The 24,909-nt window shown below is 61.9% G+C and carries 28 protein-coding genes; 8 read left to right on the forward strand and 20 right to left on the reverse strand.

Annotation, left to right across the window (positions count from 1 at the left end; genetic code table 11):
• Positions 1–319: 319 nt before the first annotated feature.
• The 6 genes from NKH78_RS09325 to NKH78_RS09350 form a co-directional block, all read right to left on the reverse strand.
• Positions 320–1,210 carry an SDR family NAD(P)-dependent oxidoreductase gene (locus tag NKH78_RS09325; protein ID WP_352880446.1) on the reverse strand — a complete coding sequence of 297 codons (891 nt, stop codon included), beginning with the start codon at positions 1,208–1,210 and terminating at the stop codon, positions 320–322.
• A complete protein-coding gene (locus tag NKH78_RS09330; RefSeq protein ID WP_352801461.1) occupies positions 1,207–1,986 on the reverse strand; it encodes a hypothetical protein in 780 nt (259 codons plus the stop codon). Before NKH78_RS09330 ends, NKH78_RS09325 begins: the two co-directional genes overlap by 4 nt.
• 10 nt (positions 1,987–1,996) lie before the next feature.
• Positions 1,997–2,584, reverse strand: coding sequence for a protein-S-isoprenylcysteine O-methyltransferase (locus NKH78_RS09335; protein ID WP_254820426.1), 588 nt, complete (start codon positions 2,582–2,584; stop codon positions 1,997–1,999).
• A gap of 200 nt (positions 2,585–2,784) precedes the next feature.
• Entirely contained in the window at positions 2,785–3,357 is a 573-nt protein-coding gene (locus NKH78_RS09340; protein ID WP_352882857.1) for a hypothetical protein, read from the reverse strand.
• A gap of 148 nt (positions 3,358–3,505) precedes the next feature.
• Positions 3,506–3,640, reverse strand: coding sequence for an ABC transporter (locus NKH78_RS09345; RefSeq protein WP_254820414.1), 135 nt, complete (start codon positions 3,638–3,640; stop codon positions 3,506–3,508).
• Between the two features lie 199 nt (positions 3,641–3,839).
• Positions 3,840–4,412: a L,D-transpeptidase gene (locus NKH78_RS09350; RefSeq protein WP_352505257.1), complete on the reverse strand. Its 573-nt coding sequence runs from the start codon at positions 4,410–4,412 to the stop codon at positions 3,840–3,842.
• 188 nt (positions 4,413–4,600) lie between these two features.
• Here NKH78_RS09350 and NKH78_RS09355 point away from each other — a divergent pair, with 188 nt between their 5' ends.
• Complete coding sequence (locus NKH78_RS09355; protein WP_352476622.1) at positions 4,601–5,356, forward strand: SDR family NAD(P)-dependent oxidoreductase; 756 nt, start codon at positions 4,601–4,603, stop codon at positions 5,354–5,356.
• A gap of 253 nt (positions 5,357–5,609) precedes the next feature.
• Here the strand turns inward: NKH78_RS09355 and der are convergent, their stop codons facing one another.
• Positions 5,610–7,043 (reverse strand): ribosome biogenesis GTPase Der, encoded by a 1,434-nt coding sequence (gene der, locus NKH78_RS09365; protein ID WP_352882726.1) that lies wholly within the window; start codon positions 7,041–7,043, stop codon positions 5,610–5,612.
• A 65-nt stretch (positions 7,044–7,108) separates the two neighbouring features.
• The gene (locus tag NKH78_RS09370; protein WP_352737084.1) at positions 7,109–7,774 is read right to left on the reverse strand and encodes a tetratricopeptide repeat protein; all 666 of its coding nucleotides are present in this window, start codon (positions 7,772–7,774) and stop codon (positions 7,109–7,111) included.
• 205 nt (positions 7,775–7,979) lie between these two features.
• On the opposite strand from NKH78_RS09370, the gene NKH78_RS09375 reads away from it, so the two are divergent.
• Positions 7,980–8,972 carry a polysaccharide deacetylase family protein gene (locus NKH78_RS09375; protein WP_352737112.1) on the forward strand — a complete coding sequence of 331 codons (993 nt, stop codon included), beginning with the start codon at positions 7,980–7,982 and terminating at the stop codon, positions 8,970–8,972.
• Positions 8,973–8,999: 27 nt separating this feature from the next.
• Here NKH78_RS09375 and sbmA read toward each other — a convergent pair whose 3' ends face one another.
• The 3 genes from sbmA to NKH78_RS09390 form a co-directional block, all read right to left on the reverse strand.
• On the reverse strand, positions 9,000–10,277 hold the full coding sequence (sbmA, locus tag NKH78_RS09380) for a peptide antibiotic transporter SbmA (RefSeq protein ID WP_352737085.1): 1,278 nt from the start codon (positions 10,275–10,277) through the stop codon (positions 9,000–9,002).
• A gap of 116 nt (positions 10,278–10,393) precedes the next feature.
• A complete protein-coding gene (locus NKH78_RS09385) occupies positions 10,394–11,548 on the reverse strand; it encodes a YbfB/YjiJ family MFS transporter (RefSeq protein WP_352737086.1) in 1,155 nt (384 codons plus the stop codon).
• 113 nt (positions 11,549–11,661) lie between these two features.
• Positions 11,662–11,862: a hypothetical protein gene (locus tag NKH78_RS09390; protein WP_352737087.1), complete on the reverse strand. Its 201-nt coding sequence runs from the start codon at positions 11,860–11,862 to the stop codon at positions 11,662–11,664.
• Positions 11,863–11,959: 97 nt separating this feature from the next.
• On the opposite strand from NKH78_RS09390, the gene NKH78_RS09395 reads away from it, so the two are divergent.
• The 3 genes from NKH78_RS09395 (at position 11,960) to NKH78_RS09405 (ending at position 14,617) form a co-directional block, all read left to right on the forward strand.
• Positions 11,960–12,874, forward strand: a complete 915-nt coding sequence (locus tag NKH78_RS09395; protein WP_502899789.1) for a LysR substrate-binding domain-containing protein — start codon at positions 11,960–11,962, stop codon at positions 12,872–12,874.
• 81 nt (positions 12,875–12,955) lie between these two features.
• The gene (locus tag NKH78_RS09400) at positions 12,956–14,212 is read left to right on the forward strand and encodes an aminopeptidase (protein ID WP_352737088.1); all 1,257 of its coding nucleotides are present in this window, start codon (positions 12,956–12,958) and stop codon (positions 14,210–14,212) included.
• A 39-nt stretch (positions 14,213–14,251) separates the two neighbouring features.
• Positions 14,252–14,617, forward strand: a complete 366-nt coding sequence (locus tag NKH78_RS09405) for a DUF488 domain-containing protein (protein ID WP_352737089.1) — start codon at positions 14,252–14,254, stop codon at positions 14,615–14,617.
• A 60-nt stretch (positions 14,618–14,677) separates the two neighbouring features.
• Here the strand turns inward: NKH78_RS09405 and NKH78_RS09410 are convergent, their stop codons facing one another.
• A complete protein-coding gene (locus NKH78_RS09410; RefSeq protein WP_352737090.1) occupies positions 14,678–15,031 on the reverse strand; it encodes an ArsC family reductase in 354 nt (117 codons plus the stop codon).
• Between the two features lie 172 nt (positions 15,032–15,203).
• Between NKH78_RS09410 and NKH78_RS09415 the strand changes: the two genes are divergently transcribed.
• Positions 15,204–15,554 (forward strand): ArsR/SmtB family transcription factor, encoded by a 351-nt coding sequence (locus tag NKH78_RS09415; RefSeq protein ID WP_352737091.1) that lies wholly within the window; start codon positions 15,204–15,206, stop codon positions 15,552–15,554.
• Positions 15,555–15,556: 2 nt separating this feature from the next.
• Positions 15,557–16,036, forward strand: coding sequence for an SRPBCC family protein (locus NKH78_RS09420; RefSeq protein WP_352702081.1), 480 nt, complete (start codon positions 15,557–15,559; stop codon positions 16,034–16,036).
• A 90-nt stretch (positions 16,037–16,126) separates the two neighbouring features.
• On the opposite strand, the gene NKH78_RS09425 is transcribed toward NKH78_RS09420, so the two are convergent.
• From NKH78_RS09425 to NKH78_RS09460, 8 genes are all read right to left on the reverse strand, one after another.
• Complete coding sequence (locus NKH78_RS09425; RefSeq protein ID WP_352505266.1) at positions 16,127–16,480, reverse strand: SnoaL-like domain-containing protein; 354 nt, start codon at positions 16,478–16,480, stop codon at positions 16,127–16,129.
• A 358-nt stretch (positions 16,481–16,838) separates the two neighbouring features.
• Positions 16,839–17,432 (reverse strand): hypothetical protein, encoded by a 594-nt coding sequence (locus NKH78_RS09430; protein ID WP_352737092.1) that lies wholly within the window; start codon positions 17,430–17,432, stop codon positions 16,839–16,841.
• Positions 17,433–17,460: 28 nt separating this feature from the next.
• Entirely contained in the window at positions 17,461–18,546 is a 1,086-nt protein-coding gene (locus tag NKH78_RS09435; RefSeq protein ID WP_352737093.1) for an ABC transporter ATP-binding protein, read from the reverse strand.
• Entirely contained in the window at positions 18,536–19,144 is a 609-nt protein-coding gene (locus NKH78_RS09440; RefSeq protein ID WP_254820400.1) for a cupin domain-containing protein, read from the reverse strand. Before NKH78_RS09440 ends, NKH78_RS09435 begins: the two co-directional genes overlap by 11 nt.
• A gap of 174 nt (positions 19,145–19,318) precedes the next feature.
• Positions 19,319–20,389, reverse strand: a complete 1,071-nt coding sequence (locus tag NKH78_RS09445; RefSeq protein ID WP_352737094.1) for an ABC transporter substrate-binding protein — start codon at positions 20,387–20,389, stop codon at positions 19,319–19,321.
• Positions 20,374–21,252, reverse strand: coding sequence for an ABC transporter permease (locus NKH78_RS09450; protein ID WP_352737095.1), 879 nt, complete (start codon positions 21,250–21,252; stop codon positions 20,374–20,376). The genes NKH78_RS09445 and NKH78_RS09450 overlap by 16 nt, the downstream gene beginning before the upstream one ends.
• Complete coding sequence (locus NKH78_RS09455; RefSeq protein WP_352737096.1) at positions 21,249–22,136, reverse strand: ABC transporter permease; 888 nt, start codon at positions 22,134–22,136, stop codon at positions 21,249–21,251. The genes NKH78_RS09450 and NKH78_RS09455 overlap by 4 nt, the downstream gene beginning before the upstream one ends.
• Positions 22,137–22,219: 83 nt before the next feature.
• Positions 22,220–23,503 (reverse strand): NAD(P)/FAD-dependent oxidoreductase, encoded by a 1,284-nt coding sequence (locus tag NKH78_RS09460; RefSeq protein ID WP_352737097.1) that lies wholly within the window; start codon positions 23,501–23,503, stop codon positions 22,220–22,222.
• A gap of 226 nt (positions 23,504–23,729) precedes the next feature.
• Here NKH78_RS09460 and NKH78_RS09465 point away from each other — a divergent pair, with 226 nt between their 5' ends.
• Positions 23,730–24,887 carry a fumarylacetoacetate hydrolase family protein gene (locus NKH78_RS09465; protein WP_352737098.1) on the forward strand — a complete coding sequence of 386 codons (1,158 nt, stop codon included), beginning with the start codon at positions 23,730–23,732 and terminating at the stop codon, positions 24,885–24,887.
• Positions 24,888–24,909: the final 22 nt, after the last annotated feature.

The following is a 24,909-nucleotide window of genomic DNA, read 5'->3' on the forward strand; positions in this document are numbered from 1 at the left end:
GAAGAAGCAGTAATGCTGGCGATCCCTCGCGCGCCCCTCTGTCCTGCCGGATATCTCCCCCTCGAGGGCCGCTCGAGGGGGAGATTAGCAGCTTCGCCGTCCCACCCGTCTTTCGGCGTCGGAGCTTGGCTAAAAGCGGAGGGAACGGCCAATCTCCCCCTGCTGGCGAACAGGTGTCCGAGGTGCGCAAGCGATGCGGATCGGCGCGCCGGGCATGTCGAAAGCCTCGCCTCTATGCTACCAACATGCTTACTTAACGCCCGTCATCGGCGAGCGGTCTCTTGTTTCAATGAGGTTTTTCGGTGACGTGCTGGTCCGGTCAGGGGATAATTCCCCGAGGGCCCCGGCGTAGCTGAATCTGGCGGGTACCGCAGCATTTCTTGAACTTCATACCTGAACCGCAAGGACATTGATCATTGCCGCCGCGCTGCAGCCGGCCGACCAGGGGCAGCAGCGCCGCGGAAGGCAGGAGCGCTGCCGCGAGGGCAGCCAACTTACCCGAGATTCCCGGTACGACGAGGCGACGACCGGATTTGAACGCTCGCCACGCCTGTTCGGCCACATACTTCGGATCCACCTTGGGCAAGATGTTGAAGAGCACCGTCTGATTGGCGCCTGATCTTGCGAGAAACTCCGTGGACACCGGGCCTGGTGCAACGCATGTGACCGTCACACCGGTTCGGCGCAATTCCTGGTGAAGCGCCTCTGAGAAGAAGCGCACGAAAGCTTTGCTAGCGAAGTACAGAGCCATATAAGGCCCGGGAACGAACCCGGCCACGGAACTGAGATTGAGCACCCCGCCCCGTCGGCGCGCCACCATTCCCGGCAGAAAATGAAGGGTCAGTTCTGTAAGGGAATGTATATTGAGATCGATGATGCCGAGTTGACCATCAACAGGCAGCGCCGTCGTCGCGCCCCGCAGGCCATAGCCGGCGCTGTTGACCAGGACATCACAGACTAGGCCGTGTGCGGACAGAAAGCCCTCCAGGCGCGTTGGCGCATCGCCTGCCACGAGATCCAACTCGAGCGTGAATGCCTCGCCGCCCGCCTCCCTAACCTCAGACGCCGCGGCGGCCAAACCCTCAGGCGAGCGGGCAACCAGCACAACCGCACCGCGCTCCCTTGCAGCGACGCTCGCAATCGCCCGGCCAATTCCACCCGAGCCGCCAATCACGACGATAGCTGGCCGGAATTCACCGTGCGAAATCACGTCGCGTTCCTCTGTCTTGCAGGAGCGGAAACACCTTGACCGAGCAGCACCACTTCATTGGCGACAGTGCCGTTCAGAATCTTTTCGAATCTCTCCAGTGCTCGTGCGACGTTCGCTCCATCCATGACCCGGTGATCGTAGTGGATGCGGACATTCACCGATCCGTCTTTGCCGATCGGACCGTAGTTTAGAAGGGTGGTCAGTGGTGTCAGCGGGTTGAGTGATTCCGCACCGAGACCAGAATAGACGGACAGTTGGAAGGTACCGAAGTAATTTGCCCTTTGCCGGGCGATGTTCAACCCTAGCCACATAAGCAGCCACCTGACTGGCGCGGGCGCACCTGCCATCCGCAAGGCACGCCGAAACTCCGGGACCTCCTGGATCGGCCGTGATCGAGCCGCGTGGATGGATCGCTCAAGTTCCGTGATGGAGTAGCGCTCCGGGCATTTGATGCAGCTCAGCAGAACGGCCGGCTCGCCATCATACTCGCGCTCGTGGGCAATCGAGGCTACGCTTGCCGGATACTCGTAAAGCTGCGGCCAGGGCAACTTGACATAGGCGCGCCGCAACTCCGGGGTCTCTAGGGCAAGAAGCGCATACCCTTTCAGGAAGATCGCGGTCCACGAGGGCCTGGTCTGCTGCGCCATTCTAGCCCTTACGAGTGGGCCGAGATTCATCTGACGCTGCACCGCGACCCGTGGCACGCCGATCGAAAACCTCATCAGATCGCCAACAAGGCGCCGGGGCGCGGAAAGCTTGAGGGCTCGGCCTCGCATAAAACGACCTCTAATAAAGATAAGGGAATATTCGCTTGGTCCTTTCCATATAGACACGGTATTGCGAGCCTAAATTCTCCAGCATCATACGCTCTTCCTTATCCACTCTCAGCAGGAAAAGGACTGCGAAACCAACCAAACCCGATATGCCCGCAACCCAGTTCGGCAGCAGAAAGAGCTGGCCGAGCCCCATAAGCAGGAAAGAGGTGTACATAGGGTGACGGACCAAGGCATATGGCCCGGCGCTGACCAGTTCATGCCGTTCGCGAATCTCGAGCGTAATCGACCAGTTACGGCCAAGTTCCTTGTGGGATAAGCGAAAAATCCACAGCGCCGAGCAGAAGATGATGGTTCCGAGCGCCACCGACCACACGCTGGCCGGATGATCAGCCGCTGCGGGGATGCCGGTGGCGACATAGAAGCCAGGCAGGATCGCCAGGCCAAGGAGAGCCGATGCAAGCCCGACCGTGTCGGAACTTGAGCGGCCGCCAGCTACTATTCGCACGCGCCTTGCCCGGCGCTCGAAGGGATACCGGATCACGTACCAAGCGACGATGCCGATCACCCATATGATCTCGCCAAGTGAGGCTAAAGCAATGGTCACTTCAGGTCACCAGCGCCCTTTCTGCGATCGCGACTGTAGCAGCTGCCCCTGAGTATGGCCACTTCACCCATCGCCTCGATTTCGTCACCGGCCTACCTTCAGGCGCAGCGATCCTCTCCGAGTTAGTCCGCACACGCGAAAGCCGGAGGGGCAGTACCGATCGCATTCGGTCCCATTCATCCCTCGAATCTTGGTTATGTATTCATCTCCCGAAGCTCGGTTATGAATTGTTGCGGCCGGAGCTGAATGGCGGGAGTCTTATATCCCATGGAATGAGCGATGTCCGCCACGAAGCCGTTGCAGTTCAAGACCGTCGCCTGCCAGACATGCGAGCTCGCCTGCAGCTTGCGGATGTAGGCAACGACTTTGTCGTATTCGGCCCGGGTCAATATGATTCGCCAGCTTGCGGATCTGTATGGTTCTTCCAGATCACCGTCGCTCCACCCGGTTTCGGCTGGCACCGGCACGATATGGCCCAGAACATAGGGAACCGCACTGTTCGAAGCCGGGTGAAGGCCCGCGACTTGGGGATCGATCATTCTCCCGGCCCGGTCCAGGCGCCCAAAAACTGCGTAGGTGTGGCCGTAGCTTAGGGCGTAGCGGGAGCGGAACTCGATGAAGTACCGCTCCTCGTTTTTTTTAGGCGCAGCTCCGCCATCGGCATAAGATACGAAATTCGGCTGGGGCGGCAGGTCTTTCGTCTGACATGCCGCTGCCGGGAGGGCCACCAACGCCACAAGCAAGAGACGGCTACTTACAAGCGTCATCGCCGCGTCCATTCCCGAACTTCACAATGCACAGACCTAATAACGGCCTATGCCCGCCAACCGCGCCGTACGCTATGAAGCCGGCCAAAGCCCCGGCTGCGTATGTATGGGGAAGGGCTTGGCACCCCTTCCCCATACAAGCCGGTCCTTACTTAATCACTGGTTCCTCTACCGGAGCGGGTGCCGGAGCCTTACCCTTTCCTTTGCCGATCCAGTCGTTCGCGCAGCCGCTCAGGCTGGCAACGGCGAGCACAGCAACCATTGCAACCAATATCCTGTTCATCAAGCAATCCTTTCCCCGGGGGCGGAATAGCCTATAGAATCGCCACAACTAAAACGATATGCAGCCCCACCAAGTTAGCTGCGATCTACACCAACGCCTAGTGCAGAAATGACACAGTTGGCATCCAGTTGCCGGCGGCACCTTTGCGGTGACGTGCTGGCAGGGTTCACCATCCAACGGAGATCAGGCCTGCCCACCATCAAACAACCACCACCGTCGTGCCCAAAGGAGTACGGTCGTAGAGGTCAATGACGTCGTCATTTATCATACGGATGCACCCGTTCGATACCGCTGTGCCTATCGTCCATGGCTCGTTTGTACCATGTATCCGGAAGTGGGTGTCGCGCCCGTCTTGATAGAGATAAAGGGCACGCGCACCAAGCGGGTTGTTTGGTCCGCCAGGGACCCCCCCTGCATACTTCACCAGGCGCGGCTTGCGCTGCATCATGCTGGCGGTGGGTGTCCACGACGGCCAGTCCGCCTTGCGGCCGACGGTCGCTGTACCCTTGAACGAAAGTCCCTGCTCGCCGACGCCAACGCCGTAGCGCGTCGCCCACCCGTCCGTCTCGACGGCATAGAGAAAGCGTTGCGAAGTATCGACGACGATCGTTCCGGCCGGCTCGTTTCCGTCGTACCGCACGTGCTGTCGTCGGTAACGAGGATTCAGGCCACGCCTTGGTCCGAACGCGGATGAAATCGACGTACATCCGGAGACCATCAGAGCCAGACTACCCAGCACGAGCCCCCGGCGCGCAATGTGGTGTTCTTCCATTTGTACCTGCTAGGAAACTGGTCATCTACCGCCGCCCTCGTCTCTACCATTCCAAGGCCTGCGCGCCAAGTCTCGCTGTGTGGTGGCAAAATGAATTCACAGGATTGACAAGCGAATTGGAGCGAAACTTCTTGCGATAACCGTCTGCCTCTGTTCGGTTATGTCAAAATTGGCATAGGACAGAGACGATGAAGCCTGACTTCCATGGTAAAGTCGCGATTGTGACCGGCGCAGGCTCCGGAATAGGGGCGGCTGTTTCACGGCAACTCGCGCAAGAAGGAGCCGAGATTGTTGTCGCCGACCTTGATGCCGAGGCCGCGCACTGCAGAGCCGCCGAAATAAGCTCGCAAGGCGGCAGGGCCTACGACTTTGCGGTAGATGTCACGGATGCGGCAGCCGTGGAAAAGCTGATCGAGTTCACTGTCCAGAAATGCGGCGGACTGGATATGGCGGTAAACAATGCAGGTATCGACGGCATTCGAAAAGCCACGGCAGACTATCCGCTCGACAACTGGCACAAGCTGATAAACGTCAATCTAAATGGCGTTTTCTACAGCATGAAGTACGAAATCGCCGCGATGCTGGATCGAGGCGGAGGCGCCATCGTGAACATGTCCTCCGTCCTCGGTTCCGTCGGCTTGCCAACTGCGTCCGCTTACACGGCAGCGAAACACGGGGTCGTTGGACTAACCAAAGTTGCGGCGATCGAATATGCCAGGATGGGCATCCGGATCAATGTAGTCGGCCCCGGCTGGATCGAAACGCCTCTTTTATCGGAGCAAATGGAGGCATTAGCCAGCCGGCGCATGGCAGGTCTTCAGCCGATGGGCAGGCGCGGGAAACCGGAAGAGGTAGCGGCTCTTGTATGCTTCCTCTTGTCCGACCAGGCCAGCTTTATCACTGGGAGCTACCATCTGGTGGACGGAGCCTACACTGCCCATTAGGTGCAGAGGCTGCCCCCACTCGCGCCGGCCACCCTCTGGGCGATGACGCGCCGGAGATCGCCGGGCTGCCCGCCTTGCCCAAGATGGCGCTGTTCCTGCATCGCAAGGAGGCCGAGCCCGACCCGGTAGCGGCGCGGCTTGCCAACATCCTGCTGCAGGTGTCGGTGGAATCGCCTCCCCGAAAATGTGCAGGCGCTGCCCGCGAGCGGCCTGCGGAGCGTAGCCTGATGCTGGCGCCCAGAGGACCCGCAGCTCAGCGGCGCTTCTTTGCCCTGCTGGCGAACGGGTTGTCCGAGGTGCGCAAGGCGATGCGGATCGGCACGCCGGGCATGTCGAAAGCCTCGCGCAGGCTGTTCGAGAGATAGCGGACATAGGATTGCGGCATCGCATCGGGGCGTGAGCAGGAGACGACGAAGCCGGGCGGCCGCGTCTTGGCCTGGGTGACATATTTGATCTTCAGCCGGCGTCCGGCAACCGCGGGTGGCGGATGATGCGCCAGAATGCCCTCCAGCCAGCGGTTGAGCTTGCCGGTTGAGACGCGGCTGTTCCAAACTCGATGCGTCCTGATGACAGCATCCATCAGCTTGTCGAGCCCGCGCCCGGTCTCGGCTGACACCGGCACCGCCTGCATGCCGCGCGCCTGGGGAAGAAGCCGCTCGGTTTTTTCGCGTAGCTCGGCCAGCAGCTCCTGGGGATGATCGACAAGGTCCCATTTGTTGAAGGCGATCACCGGGGCACGGCCCTCGCGGATGATCAGGTCGGCGATCTGCAGATCCTGCTTCTCGAAGGGAATAGTCGCGTCGAGCACGATGATGACGATCTCGGCAAAGCGGATGGCGCGCAAGCCGTCCTGCACCGACATCACCTCGAGCTTTTCGTGGATCCTGGCCTTGCGGCGCATACCGGCGGTATCGAACAGTTTTAGCCGGCGGCCATGCCAGTCCCAGTCGACCGAGATGGAATCGCGAGTGATGCCGGCCTCAGGGCCGGTCAGCAGCCGCTCCTCGCCGATCAGCGCGTTGATCAGCGTCGACTTGCCGGCGTTGGGACGGCCGACGACGGCGATGCGCATCGGCTTGGTATCGTCATAGCTCGGCTCGGCGTCCGGGTCGGTGATGTCTTCGCCGATCAGCACCTCGCTGGCGGCGATCTCCTCCTCGCTGGCCTCTTCGTCCTCGCCGAAGGCGCGCGCCTCGCCCAGTGCGGCGATCACCGCATCGCGCAAATCGGGCAGGCCCTGGCCATGTTCGGCCGAGACCGGGATCGGCTCGCCAAGGCCGAGTTCCCATGCCTCCAGCATGCCGCCTTGGGCGCCGCGCGCCTCGGCCTTGTTGGCCACGACGACAACCGGCTTGCCGGACTTGCGCACGATCTCGGCGAAAGTCTTGTCGTCGGGCATCAGCCCGGACTTGGCGTCGATCGTGAAAAAGATCAGGTCGGCCTCGCGGATGGCGATCTCGGTCTGGGCGCGCATGCGGCCGGGCAGCGTCGAGGCGGCCGCATCCTCCAAACCGGCAGTGTCGACGACGTCGAAATGCAGATCGTAGAGCTTTGCGGCATGGACGCGTCGATCGCGGGTGACGCCGGGCGTGTCGTCGACAAGCGCCAGCTTCCTTCCCACCAGCCGATTGAAAAGGGTCGATTTGCCGACGTTAGGTCGGCCGATGATGGCGACTTTGAAGGTCATCCGGCCCTACATCTGCCATGCATGTCGTTGTCCCAAAACCGCTGCGCACTTTTGGGCGACATGCATTACGATACACCGCCCGAGCCGCGGATCAGCTCGGACATCAACGTCGCCCGCTCGCGCGTGTTGCGCGGGGCGCCGTCGTCCGCGGCGATCTGGTCGAACAGCTTCAAAGCATCCGCCGCCTTGCCTTCCTTCCAGGCGGCAAGGCCAAGCGCCTCGCGCGCCGTATGGCGCAGCGTATTGGTGTCGGCGGTGAGCGCCTCGACGCGGCTGGAGACATCGGCGAAAGAGCCGTGGTCGACCAGCAGCAGCGCAGCCCTGAGCCGCGCCATGTCGCGAATGCCGGAAGGGATCTTGGTGTCGGCGGCGACCTCGTCGAAGTCCTTGACGGCGGCATCGACGTCGCCCTTGTCCGCCTTGACGGTTGCCGCGCGCATACGGGCGAGCAGCGGGTAGGCGCCGTAGCCGTCCTTTTCCAGCGCCTCCAGAGCGGCAAGCGCCTCGTCGTTCTTGCCCTCATTGGCGAGCTTGAGCGCCTGCGAAAAAGCATCGCCCGAGCGGTTGGCGCGGGTCTCGTCCCAATAGCGGTAGCCGACGACAGCGGCAGTGCCGAGCACCACCAGCACGGCCAATACGAGCAAGACGGGACCGAAACGGTCCCACAGCGCATGCGCCTGGTCGCGACGAATCTCTTCGTTGACTTCGCGGATAAAACTGTCGTCCGACATGGATCAAAACCATTCATGCCCCCGGCCGGGGCGGTTGATGAGCCCGCGTTTTAGCGAAATTTTGCCGGCATGGAAGGGGTTCCGCAGGAAAATCGCCTATTCACGAGGCAGCCGCCGCCACCGGCGGCCGCGCAGGTCGATCGTATCCGTGCCATATTTCGCCGGTAGGCGGTGCTTCTACATTCCTTGATCCGGTCAGATGCCTTTGCCCCGTTTGTCCCGCGTTGTTGCGTTTTCGATTGCCGCGCTTGCTACCGGCGCGGCTTTTGCCGACCCGCCGGCGGCGCCGGCAAAACCGAAGCAGACGGTCATCATTTCGTTCGACAGCGCCCGCGATATTTCGCAGTGGCAGCGCAGCCGGGCGCTGGCCGCGCGCACCGGTGCGCATTTCACGTATTTTGTCTCCTGCGTGTTCCTGCTGTCACCCGAGACGCGCAAGGAATACACCGCGCCGGGCAAAACGGCCGGCAAATCGAATATCGGCTTTGCCGCCTCCAAACAGGAAGTTGCCGAGCGGCTCGAGCAGATCAACCTCGCCGCCAGGGAAGGCCACGACATCGGCAGCCATGGCTGCGGTCATTTCGATGGCAAGGACTGGAGCAAGGCCGACTGGCTGAGCGAGTTCGGCTCGTTCAAGCACATTCTCCAAAACGCCTATTCGATCAACGGCATTGCACCCGAACCAAAGGGTTGGCGCGATTTCGCAGGCAGGGCAGTGGTCGGGTTTCGCGCGCCCTACCTGTCGGCAAACAAGGCGCTTTACGAGGCGCTGCCCGCGGCCGGTTTCCTGCTCGACGCAAGCGGCGTTTCCCGTGGGCCGGTCGAGCCGCCGACCGTCAACGGCATCACGCGCTTTTCGCTTCCGCAGATCCCGGAAGGGCCGAACTCAAGGCGGGTGATCGCCATGGATTACAATCTCTATGTCAGGCATTCCGGCGGCTTCGAGCGGCCGAGCATGGCAGAAGCGTTCGCCGACCGGACCTATCAGGCCTTTCGCGCCGCCTTCGATGCGCAATATCAGGGCAAGCGCATTCCGCTGGAGCTCGGCTTCCACTTCACGCTGATGAACGACGGCGCCTACTGGAACGCGCTGGAACGCTTTGCCGGCGAGGTCTGCGTCAAGGCGGAAGTCGAGTGCATCAGTTTTCGCGACTACGTCTCGCGGCGAGGCGAAAGACAGGCGGCGGTGGGCGGCTGAGCCGGAAGCGATCGCCGCCCGATTTTCTTAGCTTGCTGGCTGATCCTCAGGGCGCAGGCCAGCTTGCTCCCGTTCCAGATAGTGCTGATCGATTACCGGCAGCGGTGCCCCTTCAAGGGTCGCTTCGAACGCGCGCAGACGTTTGTAGATAGAAATCAACTCGACGATAGTAGGCCAGGAATTGACGAGATACTGGAACGAACTGGCGACTTGGGAAAAGGCGGAGACGACCTGCTGAAAAATGCCGAAGCTTATCTTGCCCACAGCGAGAGTCGGAACAAGAATAAGTGTGGCGAAAACATTGTCTACCTGGAGATAGAGATACCGGACCATGTCGAAGTAGACATAGTGAGCGTAGAGGGTGAAATAGTTCTTCCGAACATTCGCGAACAGCTCAGCTAGGGTTAGCGGTTGCGCTCTTGCCATATCGTCCTCACCAAGGACAAGTTCCTTGCGCAGAGCGGCTTCAACCCGTTGATTCCGAAATTCCAGGCCAGGAAGCTTGACCCCGACGACGGCCAACAACCCAGTGCCGAACAACGACCACACGATTGCGGCGATGACCAATGGATAGGGAATCGCTCCGACGATGGGAAGGGTTGGGACATGACGAGACAGAGCTGCCAGCAAGGGCAGGAATGCGATGAGGGTCATAACGGAATCGATGAAGTTCACTCCCAGCCCTTGCATTGTGCTCGAGAAGCGCATCGTGTCGTCCTGAACGCGCTGCGACGCCCCTTCGATATGACGTAGCCTCGGCCAATAGGCGGTAAAATAGTCGTTCATGGCCGTCCGCCAGCGGAAGACATAGTGTCTGACGAAGAAGACGTTCAAAACCGCGATGGTCATATAGACCAGCGCCAAAGAGAGGAACTGCCACACTCCGTAGTAAAGCTCGGCAGGCGTGACGGAGCTGGGCGTGGTCAGGGCCCTCTGCACCATATCGTAGAACATGCCACGCCAATCGTTCAGCGCCACACTTATCTGGACGATGAAATTAGTGACAAAAACAACCAAACCAGAACCAAGGATCGACCAGTTCTGCCAGGGATGGGGGGCGTACAGCGCCCAAAAAAGGTAAAATATGCCGATACCGGCGAAGAAATATCCGTAGAACCAGAGGAATGACGGCGTCAGGAATCTCACTGGGCTTATGACAGGCGCGGCCTGCGGATCGACTGGCGGCATGCCAAGCATCGTGCCGAGGTGTTCGCCGCCGAAAAACCAAAGAACAACGAGCAGAAGACTCCAGACGGCCGCCGAGGTGAAAAACAGCTTCGGCTGCGGAAAAAACGATACAAACACTGTGGCGAAATCCTCGGTCGGCGCAAATCAGCGGCGTTGGTCAGCGGGCATAAAGTCACACATTAGTGGGAAAGAAAATGCCCGTGTCCCACGCCCGGCCCCGAGCAAGACCACAATCATGGCGATTTTGGCGCAGCCGACCAGGCGATCGCGCCGGAAGCGAGCAGGACGGCGGCGGCCACGATCGAGGCGAGGAAAAAGTTACCCGAGGCCTGCGCAAGCAGACCGGCGACGATCGGGCCGACGATCTGGCCAAGGCCGAAGGCGGCCGTCATCACCGCCAGCATCCGGCGCGGCGCTTGCGGAGCAAGCTGCCTGCCGGTCTGAAGGCCAAGCGCGGTGATGGCGATAAAGGTGCCGCCGACGAGCAGGCCGCCGAGCAGCGGCCCGGTGCGTCCGTCGATGACGACACTGGCGCTGACCCCGACCACCTCGACCAGACACCCCAGGGCATAGGTGGCATAAAGCCCGATTCTGGCCGCGAGCTTCTGCCACAGCCAGACCGACGGGAAACCGGCAAGGCCGGTGACCATCCAGACCACGGCCTCGAAGACGCGGCCGTCGCCGCCCTGGCGGACGATCGCGACCAGGAATGTTGCCGTGACGATGTAGCCGAAGCCGAACAGGCCGTAGGCGACAATGACCTTCACCAGTGAAGGGTTTTTTGGCAACGCCGGCTCGGGCCCGGCAACGCTGTTCGCGGTCGAGGTGCCGGCAGCCAGCAACGCGACGACGGCAAAGCCGCAGGCCGAAATCACCGCGGACCACAGCCACCCCGCCGCCCAGCCGGCGTGTTCGGTGACGAGGAGCGCCAACAGCGCCGAGGATGCCGCGATGCCGAGGCCGACACCGCCGAAATACAGTGCCTGCAGGTCGTTTCGCCCGGCCGCGGCGAGATGGCCGAAAGCGATGCTGGTCATGAAGACCAGGACGAAGGCACTGGCGAGGCCAGCAAGGAAGCGGATGAGGAGGAAGGCGGCCATCGTGCCGGTCAGGCCCATCAGCCCGGCGAGTATCGCAGTGGCTGCAAGGCCGGCCAGCATCAGCTGGCGTTCGCGGCCTTGCGCCCAGCCGCCGGTGGCGGCAAGCGCGCCGACGAGGTAGCCGAGATAATTGGCCGATGCGATCCAGCCGGCATCAGCCGGCGACAGGCCGAGCTCTTCCATCATGCCAGGCAGGATCGGCGTATAAACGAAGCGGCCGATTCCCATGGCGACGGCCAGGGCGATCATGCCGGCGATTGCCAGGCGCAAGGGCGAAGCGATGTTCATCGCGGTGCACAATAAGTGCGCCTGCCGGCGAGACAATCCGCCTTTTATTGGCCCAGAAGGGCTGCGCAGCGGCGTCGGCGGCCGGCTCACCTGAAGTGTCAGCAAGTCCTTGTTCAGCCGCAGCAGGTCCTCGTCGAGGCCGTCTCGTAGCGGGTACGATGCGCGGTCAGCCTGAACGGCATGTCGGCGAGTTCGCGCTCCGACATGGTGTCGAGCACCGGATGCGACAGCGGATCGGTCACCCAGCTGGTGGCATGCCGGTGTGGTTGCGTTCCGATCGGCGAAAAGGCGCCGAGCCATGACAAAATCTTCATCGGATTTGCCTCGTCACTCTGAGTAACCCACTTAGAATCCGGCATCCTGCAGTGTTTGGCAATTGAGATTTCCGCCGTTCGAGTTTAGAAAAACTGTATGGCTACTTTGAACCGCGTCCATCTCAACGGCTTGCGCGCCGTGGAAACCGTTGCCCGCCTGGGCTCGCTCGCGGCGGCGGCCGGCGAGCTCAACGTTTCGGTCAGCGCCGTGAGCCAGCAGATCAACCGGACAGAAAAGCAGCTCGGCCGGGCGCTGTTCGAACGAACGCCAGCTGGCCTGGTGGCGACCGAATTCGGCACCGTCTTTACCGCGCGGCTCAGCGCCGGGTTTCGCGAACTCGCACAGGCGGTAGCGCTTGCCGATGAAAGCTCGGAGTGCACGCTGGTGGTTTCGGTGGCGCCGGCGTTCGCCTCGAAATGGCTGCTGCCGCGGCTATCGCGGCATTTTGCCCGGCATCCGAACGTGCTCCTGCGCATCGATGCCTCGGTGCGGCTTGCCGATTTCGATCGTTCGGACATCGACGTCGCCATCCGGCTCGGCGACGGCAAATGGCCGGGCGGGCGGGCCGAATTGCTGCTGGCGCAAGAGGTGTTTCCGGTCTGTGCACCGGTGATCGCCAGCAAGCTGAAATCGATCGAGGACCTTGCTTTGACTTGTGCGATCACAGACGAAAGATCGATGATCAGTTGGGAGAGCTGGTTCGAAGCGGCCGGGGTGGAGCCGGTCACCTTCATGAAAGGCGCGCGCTTCACAGATCCGATGCTGTGCCTGGAATCGGCGATTGCCGGTCACGGCGTCATGCTCGGCTGGCAGTTGCTGGCCGCAGACGCGCTGGCCGACGGCCGTCTCGTTGCGCCGTTCGGCATACGCGCCCAGAGCGGACTCGGCTATTGGCTGGTGACCTCGGCCAGCAAGGGCGAAAGCCGCAAGGTCAGGGATTTCAAGATCTGGGTGCGCGAAGAGATCGAGGCGACGATGGCGCAGTTCAGGTCGCTCGAGAGCGTCAGCTAGACCTGCCGGCGTCATCAGAGTGGAAAGGTCGGTAGCGCCGGTCTATGTAAGACACAGTCCCCAATCACGGCAGGCAGGATCATGACCACACATTCGCGCGGCGTTTCCGCAACCATCGACCCGGTGAAGCTCGACAGGCTGGCGGAGGTCGCCGTCAAGGTCGGGCTGCAATTGCAGCCGGGTCAGGATCTGGTGCTGACCTCGTCTATCGCCGCGCTGCCTCTGACGCGGCGGATCGTCGAGCACGCCTACAAGGCAGGTGCCGGCCTGGTGACGCCGATCTTCAACGACGACGAGATCACTCTCGCGCGCTTCCGCTACGGCGCCGACGCCGGTTTCGACCGCGCCGCCGGCTGGCTCTATGAAGGCATGGCAAAAGCCTTCGCCGACAATGCGGCGAGGCTTGCTGTGCGCGGCGAGGATCCGTCGCTGCTTTCTTCTCAGGACCCGGCAAAGGTGGCGCGTGCCAATAAGGCGAATTCGATGGCCTATCAGCCGGCGCTGGAGAAGATCACCGGCTTCGACATCAACTGGAACATTGTGGCTTATCCTGATCAGGCGTGGGCGAAGCAGGTTTTCCCGGACGATGCCGAAGACGTCGCCGTGGCCAAGCTCGCCGACGCCATCTTTGCCGCCTCGCGGGTGGACGTCGAAGACCCGATCGGCAACTGGACGGCGCACAATGCGGCGTTGAAGAGCCGCACCGAATGGCTGAACGGCCACAATTTCCACGCGCTGCATTTCACTGGTCCCGGCACCGACCTGACCGTCGGGCTGGCCGACGGCCACGAGTGGATGGGCGGCGCCTCGACCGCCAAGAACGGCATCACCTGCAACCCGAACATCCCGACCGAAGAGGTTTTCACCACGCCGCATGCAAGGCGCGTCGAAGGCCATGTCACCAGCACCAAGCCGCTGTCCTACCAGGGCACGCTGATCGACGGCATTGCGGTGCGTTTCGAGGCGGGCCGCATCGTCGAGGCCAAGGCCTCGAAAGGTGAGGATGTGCTGCAGAAGGTGCTCGATACCGACGAAGGCGCGCGCCGTCTCGGCGAGGTGGCGCTGGTGCCGCATTCCTCGCCGATCGCCAAGAGCGGGCTGCTGTTTTTCAACACGCTGTTCGACGAGAACGCGGCCTGCCACATCGCGCTTGGCCAGTGCTACTCGAAGTGCTTCGTCGACGGCGCCTCGCTCAGCCAGGACGAGATCGCGGCGCGCGGCGGCAACAAGAGTTTCATCCACATCGACTGGATGATCGGCTCGGACAAGATCGATATAGACGGCGTCCACAAGGACAGCAGCCGCGTGCCGGTGATGCGCAAGGGCGAGTGGGTTTAAGAGCGCCAGCACGCAGCCGCGCCTGTGACGCATGCGGGGTTGGCAATGGAACTCGCGGTCAAGCGCATCTATGAGCCGCCGGCGCCCGATGACGGGCAGCGGGTGCTGGTGGACCGCATATGGCCGCGCGGCATCGCCAAGCAGGACGCGGCGCTGACGCTATGGCTGAGGGACATCGCGCCAAGCGACGCGTTGCGCAAATGGTTTGGCCATGAGCCGGCGCGCTGGGCGGAGTTCCAGCGGCGATACAGCGATGAGCTCGACCGGAACGGCGAGGCGCTGGCGGAACTGCGCGCCTTGCTCCGTGAGGGCAAGGTGACGCTGCTCTACGGCGCGCACGACGAGGCCCATAATAATGCGGTCGCGCTGGCGAGCTATTTGCGTGGGAAAACCACAAGCATCTGATACGATCGATATGCATGCCGGCAGGACAGAGGGGGCGCGACGGATCGCGGTGGGTCGGTTCTACTTCCTACCGATCGCCTGTTGATAAACATCAGGCTTGAAGCCAACCAATATGCGATCGCCAAGTTCCAGCACCGGACGCTTGATCATCGTCGGCTTTGCCAGCATCAGCGCCTTGGCCTTCCTTTCATCCAGGCCCATCCTGTCCTCCTCCGACAGTTCGCGAAACGTCGTGCTCGCCTTGTTGAGCAGAATTTCCCAACCGACTTTGCCTGACCAGCCGTTCAGCCGATCCGCATCCAGCCCGTCGACTCTGTAGTCATGAAAGCGATAGGCAACATCATGGCTCGCCAGCCAGGAACGGGCCTTCTTGATCGTATCGCAATTGGTGATGCCATACATGGTGATCGTCAAAAACGGATCCTCGGACCGGTCGAATCTGACGGCACCCTAAAACCGCACCTCTCAGTTTTCCAGCGGCTTGCCGGGCATCCATGATTTTCGCCATTGCCAATAGTAAGGAATTTCCCTAACTGTTTCTAAGCCAACTCTGGTCACGCGGAATGGCCGAGGCAAGGAAACGACTATGACGAGCCTGCAGACCGAAAGCCCCCCGCCCGTCGACGGCATTTTCCGGGCACTCGCCGATCCGACCCGGCGACGCGTGGTCGAGCGACTGAACCGAAGCCCCGCCTCGGTCGGCGAGCTTGCCCAGCCGTTCGAGATGGCCCTGCCATCCTTCATCGAGCATCTCAGGGTTTTGGAAGGCTGCGGGCTGGTGCATTCGGAGAAGGCAGGCCGCGTCAGGACCTACCGGCTCGCGCCGGAGCCGCTGAAGCTCGCGGAAAACTGGCTGGCCGAGCAGCGGGCGCTGTGGGAGCGCCGTCTCGACCAGTTCGACGACTACGTGCTGAAACTCAAGGAGAAAGACAGATGAACATGGCTCCGTTGTTCCAACCCGATCCGAAGCTCGACCTCGTGCTCGAACGGTCGATCGAGGCGCCGCGCGAACTGCTGTGGATGGCCTTGACGAAGCCCGAGCATGTCCGCCAATGGTTCACGCCGAAGCCGTGGATCATCACCGATTGCGAGATCGACCTGCGGCCCGGCGGCCTGTTCCGCACCCGCATGCAGTCGCCCGACGGCAGGCAAGTCAACGACAGGCGTTGCTGCTACCTCGAGATCGTCCAGGATGAGCGGCTGGTGTGGACCGATGCGCTGCTGCCAGGCTACCGGCCGTCAGGCGACCCATTCATTACAGCCGTCATATCGCTGCAATCGCGGGGCGAGGCGACGCGCTACACCGCGACCGCCATCCACCGCGACGAAGCCACGCGCAACAGCCACGAGGAGATGGGCTTCTACGACGGCTGGGGCACGGTGGCGGATCAGTTGGCGGGCTACGTCAAAACGATCTGAGCTTCTCGAAGACGGCCAGGTCATCCTCCGGCCGCCATGCTTATTGTTCAACCTTGCAGCGGCTCCCGGAAGCCGGTGGTATTTCCGGCCTCAATAGTAGAACCGCTCTTCGGTGATCTTGCCGTTCTTGACCGTGTACAGACCAACCTCATCTATGGTGGCACGTTCGCCGGTAGCTTTGGGCGTTATGTCAAACTTGAAGCGCACTGCGAACTGGTCGCCGTTGACATATGGGCCCTCGACCGAACCGCCATGCACTTCGTTGTTCTCTTGCCACCACTGGTTCTTTTGCTTCAGAGCTTCCTTGCCACGGGAGACGGCCATCGGCCCCTCCATGGCTTCGTAGCTGGCGACGTCGTCGGCATTGTACTTCTCAGCAGCACCTTGATGATCGCCCTGCTTGAGGAGCTCGGTGAAATCCTTGGCAATTTCCGTGATCGTCATGGGGTTCCTCTTGTTAAGACGCATTGGAAGTAGCGGGTCGCGTGCTGGCCTGCCATCGTCAATCCCGAGACAGCTGACATGCCATGTCAGGATGATGAATATCGTGCGGGCTATGACGACGGCTTGGGCCTCTACATCCCGGCCAAGGCATCGTCTTGGCCGTTCAATTGCCAACGTGCGCTCTCGCGCTAAATCCCCTTGCCGATTACACTGTGGATCAGCACAAAATCCCGGACTGTCCAGCCAATTGGATCAATCGACCGTTCGCGAATCCTGGGGACACGGACTTCGTCACGAAGCAGCGTAACATGCGGTTCAATGGACTTCGTGAGAAAGAGCTTTAGCGGGCTGTCGGAAATCAGAGGGTGAGATTGCGCCAGAATTCTTGGAGCGCTGGATTGCTGTCACCGTTGCGCAGAACCAGCGAACCACCACCAAAAGCCGTCAGGCGATCGAAAGAAATATCGAACGGTTTTGCAACGATCATCGAGCCGATATGCCGAGCGATTTCAACCAGCTTTTCCGGATACCCATCATGGTCACCGAGGCCGACGAGCGAGATATGGATGTGGTTCTCCGGAACAAACCAGCCTTGCAGCCTTAACTCTCGATTCAAGGCGATAGTCTTTCGCGCCAAGGGACCAGCGACCGCGCTCTCAGCCAAGATGGCAAGAATATGCGGTCGTCGAAACGTCGCTTGGTCCCCTGCCATCGGAAAAAGATCTGGCCGTTGTTCGGGGTTCCGAATGCAGGTTGCCCACTCATAATTGATCTCTCGTCCGGCAAAATCGTATCCGACCGAGAAATTTAGAACAAACAGAGAACTCGTCAAATGGAAACGCAACGGGCGCTGAATGCTTTCCGCGCCAACACCCGCGATTTCAGCGGTCGAGGAAGCCCTGCCGAGCAGGAATTCGAAGTCTGCGCCCCGTTGCCGATAATGTGGGAACACTCCAGTTTTCTGGAAGTTGAAAATCAGACTAGCTGGGCAGCATAGGGCAGTTGGCGCCGCGGCGCAGGCTGATATGCGCCACATCGCCGACGCTGAATTGAAAACCCTCTGTCGGGCGTGGCGCGTCGATCACGACCTGTGTCCCCTGCCCCAGCTCTGCATGAAGGCGCAAGGTGCGGCCGTGGAAGACGATGCTGTTCACCCGCACCGGTACAGTGCCGGCCGTGGCCTCGGTCGTCGCCAAAAGATCCTCCGGACGCACGCCGATGGTGCGCACCGTGCCCTCGCCAGGCAGTTCGCCCGTCTCCGAAACCGCTTCCAGCGGCAGGGCGCCGGCGGCGAACCGCAAGCGCTCGCCGTCGCGGCCGACAAAGCGCGACTGCAGAAGGTTCATCGTGCCGATGAAGCTGGCGACGAATTTGGTGGCGGGCCGGTCGTAGAGAGTCGCCGGCGGCGCGATCTGCTCGATGCGGCCTTTGTTCATGACAACGATGCGGTCAGAGATCGACAGCGCCTCGGTCTGGTCATGCGTGACCATGACGAAAGTGGTGCCGAGGCGCGACTGCAGGCGCTTCAACTCGGCCTGCATCTGTTCGCGCAGATGCGCATCGAGCGCCGACAGCGGCTCGTCGAGCAGCAGCACGCGCGGTTCGCAGACTATGGCGCGGGCAAGCGCGACGCGCTGGCGCTGGCCACCCGACAATTCGGACACGCGGGCGCCGAGCTTGTCGGCAAGGCCGACCATGTCGAGCGCCGCGCCGACGCGCTTTGCCTGTTCGGCACCCGCGAGCTTGCGCAGCGACAAGCCGAAGCCGACATTTTCGGCGACGTTCATGTGCGGAAACAGCGCGTAGTCCTGGAATACGGTGTTGACCGGGCGGTCGAAGGGCCTGAGCCCCGTGATGTCGCGCCCTTCGAGCAGGACCCTGCCGCTCGACGGGCCTTCGAAACCAGCGATGACCCGCAGGCTGGTGGTCTTGCCGCAGCCGGACGGTCCGAGCAGGGTCAGGAACTCGCCGCGCGAAATATTGAGATCGACAGTGTCGAGCCCGACGATGCCGCCGGGGAAAATCTTGGAGACCTTGTCCAGCCGGACGAGCGGATCAGGCGCCATCGCGAACCTCGGACGGCTTGGTGGTGTTGACCCACAGGATCTGGCAGCGCTCGCTGCCGGGATTGCGGAAGGCATGCAGCAAGGTGCTCTTGAAGGCGAAGCTGTCACCGGCCTTCAGCCCGTATCTGGTCGAATCGACCACCAGTTCGACCTCACCCGACAGGACGAAGCCGAATTCGTGGCCGGCATGGGCGTAGGCTTCGGCGGTGCCGCCGCCGGCCTCCACCGTCACCAGCATGCCGGTCAGCGTGGCGGCCGGCGGCGACAGCAGCGCCTTGGCGATGCCTTCCGACTTGACCGGGATCTGACGCCGGCTGTTGGCGCGCACGCAATAAAGATCGTTGCCGGCATCGTTGCCGTCAACAATCAGCGCCGACGGCTCGATGTCGAGGGCGGCGGCAAGCGGCCAGATCACTCGCACCCGCAATGATGACATGCCGCGCTCGATCTGGCTCAGCGCACCGATCGAGACGCCGGCTTTAGCGGCGAGTTCGGCCAGCGAGAGATTGCGCTCCAGCCTGAGCGCCCGCACGCGCCGGCCGACCCTGACGTCGGCGTCGTCCTTCGGCTTCTCAGCCGCTTCGTCCAGCATGTCCATTCGTTCGTCCTTGTTTGGTAAGGTTTTCCCTCCCCTTGTGGGAGAAGGTGGATCGACGCGAAGTGCCGAGACGGATGAGGGGTGTTGGCCCGAGTGCCGTCTGTGCCATCTGGAACACCCTCATCCGTCGCCTTCGGCGACACTTCTCCCGCAAGGGGAGAAGGAAGTGCGAACTCAGCCGCCTGCCTTGACCTTCTCGAACATCTTGGCGAGTTCGTCATTCTGTTTCATCGGCCCGGTAAAAATCGTGGTCTTCAGCATCACCTCGGGATCGGAAGGTAGCTGCAATTTCTCCAACTCCTCCTTCGGCACGGCGGCGAAAGCCGAGCTGATCGAGCTGCCATAGCCGTAGGCCTGGATCAGATACTTTCCGGAATCCGTCTCCAGCCGGCTGTTGATGAAGTCATAGGCTAGGTCGACGTTCTTGGCGTCCTTGAGCATGACGAAGCCGCAAGCCCAGGTCAGCATGCCTTCTTTCGGCTTCATGAACTCGACGGGCACGCCCTGCTTCTTCAGCGAGGTGGCCGAGGCGTTCCAGGTCATGGCCGCGACCAGCTGGCCGCTGGCCAATGCCTGTTCGACCGAGGTCATGTCGGTGGTGTAGTTCGAGAGCAGCGGGCGCTGCTCGCGAAGTTTTTCTGCCACGTTGTCCATCTGTTCCGGTGTCATGTCGAATGGATTGACGCCGGCGAGAAGGGCCGCCACCACCGGTGTGTCGTGGACGGCATCGATGGTCGCCATACGCCCGGCATATTGCTTATCCCAAAGCAGGTTCCAGCTGGCTTCCGGGTTCTTCACCAGATCGGTGCGGTAGAGGATCGAGGTGTTGCCCCAGTCCCACGGCACCATCCAGACCTTGCCGTCGCCGGCCTGCAGGTCGGGCAGGTTCTTGAAGACCGGGAAGATCGAATCCCAGTTCTTGATGCGCTTGGTGTCGATCGGCTGCAGCAGGCCTTCCTTGTTCCAGCGCGCCACCTTGTCATAGCATGGGTGCGCGACATCGGGGCGGAAGCCGGCCTTGACCTTGGTGAAAGCGTCATCGTCGTCGCCAAACATCGAAGCTTCGAGACCATCGGGGTGCGCGGCCAGGAAGCTCTTGTTGAAGTCGGGCAGTTCATAGCCCGACCACGTGAAATATTGCAGCTTGTCGCCGGCAAAGGCGACAGTCGACGCAAGCGCCAGCGCGAACGCAGCCAGTCCGGTTTTCGCTGTCTTTGCCGTTATCGATTTCAGGTCGAATGCCATTGCAGTTCTCCTCTTTCGGTTTCTTCTGGTTTTGACAGGTTGGCGGGCGCTGACCGCCGGGTGGCAGCAAGCCCGTGATGGCGCAGGATTTCGGCGAGCGCGGCGATGAGGAACGACACGGCCAGGATCGCGGTGCCGAGCGCCATGACGGTCGGCAGCGATTTCGGGAAGCGCAGCTGGCTCCAGATATAAAGCGGCAGCGTCGGCTCGGTGCCGGCAAGGAAGAAGGCGACGATGAACTCGTCGAAGGAGGTCAGGAAGGCCAGCATGAAGGCCGAAATAATGGCCGGCAGGCTGAGCGGCAGCATCACCCTTCTGAAGGTCGTCCAGTCGGAAGCGCCGAGGTCGAGCGCTGCCTCGCGGATGGTCTTCGGGATGGCGGCGAAGCGGCTGCGCATGACCACCACCGTCGTCGGCAGCGCCACCAACACGTGGCCGAGCACAATGGCAATGCGCGACGGCCCAACGCCGGCGAGGTTGACCAGGATGAGCAGCGATATGCCGACGATGACGCCTGGGATCAGGATCGGCAGCCGCGCTATAGCACTGATCGTGGCGGCCAGCGGCGAGCGGCCGTAGAGGTCCATATAGGACACGGTCACGCCGCAGAGTGTTGCGCCGGTGGCAGCAATTGCGCCGATGACGAGGCTGGTGGCAAGCGCGCCGGAGAGCGCCGAATTGCCGTAAAGCGTGCCGTACCATTCAAGCGTGAAGCCTTGCAGCGGAAACGCCGCCTGGATTGAATTGTTGAAGGAAAACAGCGGGATCAGCAATATCGGCAAATACAGGAATATCAAATAGGCAAGGACATAGGCGCCGAGCCAGCCGCCGCCCTGTTTTGCATCGATACGCGCCGCGTTCATGTGCCGCTGCCGTATCGGCGGTCGGCGAAGCGCACCACCAGCACCACGGCGAGGATGACCAGCATGACGGCGACGGCGAGTGCGGCGCCGAACGGCCAGTCATTTGCCTTGCCGAACTCGGCCTGGATCAGCGTACCGATCATGGTGCTGGCCGGGCCGCCGACCAACGCCGGGGTGACATAGTCGCCGACGGTCGGCACGAAGACGACGAGGGCCGCCGCCAGCACGCCCGGCATCGAATTGGGCAGCACGATGCGGCGGAAGCTGGTGAACGGTTTTGCGCCGAGATCGGAAGCGGCTTCGAGCAGCGATTTCGGGATCGTGTCCAGCGCCACATAGATGGGCAGGATGGCGAACGGGGCATAAGCGTGGGCAAGCGTGACGACGACCGCTGCCGGTGTGTTGAGAAAGGCCAATGTCGGCTCCGACCAGATGCCGCTTTCGATCAGCGCCGAGTTGAGCACGCCATTATAGGCAAGCACGATCTTCCAGGCGAAGACGCGCAGCAGATAGCTGGTCCAAAACGGCAGGGTCAGCAGGAGCAGCAGCAGCCCGCGTCGCCGCCCGGCATGGAAAGCCAGATAATAGGCGACAGGATACGCCGTGACGACGGTTGCCAGCGTCACCAGGCCGGCGATGCTCAGCGAGCGCAGCGTCACCGTCCAGTACAGCGGATCGGTGGCCACCGTGACGAAATTCGCAAGGGTGAAACCAGTCCCGAGCAGCGAGCCGTCATTGCCGCGAAAGGCCAGGAAGAACACCAGCCCCAAGGCGAAAAGGATCAGCACAAAGGTGACGAGCCCGCCCGGCAGCAGCATGGCGAAGCGGAAACCCGGCGAAGACCGGGTTTCCGGCAGCGGCTGCGTTGCGGCGATGGTCGACATCGACTGCCTATGGTATTTGAAATCGACTAAGCTTTTTTCATATTCGTGAAGCTGTCAAGCTGTTTGACGTTTGGGAATGAACGTCAGCGTTCGAAGGCGTCCAGCATCCGGTACCAGGCGATGGTCGCGGCAACGCCGACCTGCCGAAAGGCGTGAAACGGAATCGGCCGGATCGGCGAGACCGGGAACGGCAATTGCCTGGTGTCGCCACTCGACAAATAGGAGGCAATGCGCTCGCCAAGCGCGGTCATCAGGCCGATGCCGCGGCCCTGGCAGCCAACCACCGCCAGCAGACCCTTCTCTGGCTCGTGGATATGCGGGAGATGGTCCGGCGTCATTGCCACCCGGCCGAACCAGCGCTTTTCGATGACCACGTCGGACAGCGCCGGGTAGAGCCGCAGCAGCGCGCGTTCCAGATGCGCCCAGTCGGCCGGGCTGTTCGGCAAGGCCATGCGGCCGCGTCCGCCAAGCACCAGCCGACCATCGGCACTCTTGCGGTAATAGACGAGGATGCGGCGCGAATCCGAAACCGCCTGCCCCTCCGGCAGGATCGCCGCCGCGAGATTGGACGATAGCGGCGCTGTCGCGATCTGAAAGGAATGCAGCGGGACGATCGTCTCGGCGAGGCCGGGAAGCAGGCCGCCGGTATAGGCGTTGGTCGCCAGGACAATCGCCTTGGCCTTGAGTTCGGCGCCGCTTTCCGTAAAAACGTGCCAATTGCCGGCATTCTTGCTGATCTGCATCACGTTCTGGCGCTCGGCGATCTTCACGCCTGCCGCTGCAGCGACGCGCGCCAGTTCCGACGTGTAGGCGAGCGGATCGATGACGCCGGCACGGCGATCGAGCCAGCCGCCGAGATAGCCTTGCGCGCCGGTCATCGTCGCGATCTCCGTCCCGCTCAGCAACCGGACATCGGCGCCGCGGGCGCGCCACTGCCGATCCCGATTCGCCGCCGCTTTCAGCGCGGTCTCGGTGTGTGCGGCCTGGATCCAGCCATTGCGGACGAACGGCACCGCCAGTCTTTCGTCGCGGATCATTTCGAAGACGGCGTCCGCCGTCGAGGCGGCAAAGTTGACGAGCGCCTCACCGCGTTCGAGACCAAAATGCTCCAGCAGCCAGTCCGGATCGTATTTCAGGCCAGGAATAACCTGACCGCCGTTCAGACCGGACGCCCCATTGCCAATTTCGCCGGCCTCCAGCACCTGGACCGCAAGGCCGAGCCGGGCAGCGTGCAAGGCCGTTGACAGCCCCATGATGCCGCCGCCGACGATGACGACATCGACGCATTGGCCGGCTGGAAAAAGCGACTGGAACGCGGTGGCTGTCCGCGGCTTTTGCCAGATCGGATCGGAAAACCGTAAGGACAAGGGTCACCTGGGCTGCGCTTTTCAGTGAAAATCCTAGTGACGATTTCATGGATTTGACAGCCTGTTTTCGGCTCGCCATTGGCGCAGGGCGAAATCGATTACGATCCAGCAGCGCAAGACGACCTTAACAGATTGACAAAGCTGGCCTTCGAAACGGGATAGACCTTTGCCGGGAATTTGTTGAAAGTGCCGCGGCCGAAGGACAAGACAACAGGAAATACAAGCCATGACGAACGCCACACATTTGCCCGCCGAAGGCCTCTTCGTGGGCCGCGCCCGGGCGAGCGATGCTTCCCATCCGCTGGTGGTCACGGTGCGTGACGGCACGGTCTTCGACATCACGTCAAATGTGGCACCGACCGTACGCGACGTTTGCGAATTGCCGGATCCGGCAGGACACGTCCGCTCGGCAAAGGGGCGGCCGATCGGCCCGCTCGACGCCATTGCGGCCAACAGTTTCGAGACAGCGCGCGATCCGGGGAAACCGTACCTGCTGTCCCCCGTCGACCTGCAGGCGATCAAGGCGTCTGGCGTCACCTTTGTCGTCAGCCTGCTCGAACGGGTGATCGAGGAGCAGGCGCGCGGTTCAGCCGACAAGGCCGACGCCATTCGCGCCGACATCGCCGGGCTGATCGGCCACGATCTGTCGAAGCTCAAGCCCGGCTCGCCGGAAGCGATGGAGATCAAGGCCAAGCTGATTGCGCGCGGCGCCTGGTCGCAATATCTGGAAGTCGGCATAGGCCCCGATGCCGAGATCTTCACCAAATGCCAGCCGATGGCCTCGGTCGGCTTCGGCGCCGATGTCGGCCTGCATCCGGTTTCGACATGGAACAATCCGGAGCCGGAGATCGCCATGATCGCCGCGAGCAGCGGCAGGATCGTCGGGGCGACGATCGGCAACGACGTCAATCTGCGCGACGTCGAGGGGCGCTCGGCGCTGCTGCTCGGCAAAGCCAAGGACAACAACGCTTCGGCAGCACTTGGCCCCTTTATCCGGCTGTTCGATGAGACATTTTCCATCGGCGACGTGAAGCAGGCGATCGTACGGTTGAAAGTCGAAGGCGAGGATGGATTCTCGCTGGAAGGCGCCAGTTCGATGGCCGAGATCAGCCGCTCGCCAGAAGAGTTGGTCGCCGCCGCCATGGGGCCACATCACCAATACCCGGACGGGCTGGCGCTCTATCTCGGCACGATGTTCGTGCCGTCGAAGGATCGCGGCGAAACAGGCAAGGGCTTTACCCACAAGGTCGGCGACATCGTCACCATATCGTCGGAGAAGTTCGGTGCCTTGGTCAACCGCGTGCGGCTGTCACCCGACTGCCCACACTGGACCTACGGCGCCAGCCATCTGATGCGTGACCTCGCAAGGGCCGACCTCATCTAGTCCCCCAGCCTAACATCCGATA

The sequence above is a fragment of the Mesorhizobium sp. M0910 genome, assembly GCF_040319465.1.
In the GTDB taxonomy this organism is placed as follows: domain Bacteria; phylum Pseudomonadota; class Alphaproteobacteria; order Rhizobiales; family Rhizobiaceae; genus Mesorhizobium.